General features: G+C 79.9%; 1 pseudogene. It reads right to left on the bottom strand.

The features are described 5' to 3' along the window. Window positions 1-68 precede the first annotated feature (68 nt). Window positions 69-234: pseudogene (locus LQ51_RS33825) on the bottom strand (imidazole glycerol phosphate synthase subunit HisH); the annotation flags it as partial.

The following is a 234-nucleotide window of genomic DNA, read 5'->3' on the forward strand; positions in this document are numbered from 1 at the left end:
CCCGCTCGGCCGCCAGCCGGGCCTCGCGGGCCTCCCGGCGGCGGGCCCGCTCCTTGCTCACCGCGCGCTCACAGCGTGGCGAGCCAGTTGCGCAGCAGCACGGCCCCGGTGTCGGCCGACTTCTCCGGGTGGAACTGGGCCGCCGACAGCGCGCCCCGCTCCACCCCGGCGACAAAATCGGCGCCGTGGTGCGCCGTGGTGACGGTGGCGCCGGCCGCGGCCAGGCCGGCCGGG

The organism is Micromonospora sp. HK10, assembly GCF_000982955.1.
GTDB lineage: Bacteria > Actinomycetota > Actinomycetes > Mycobacteriales > Micromonosporaceae > Micromonospora.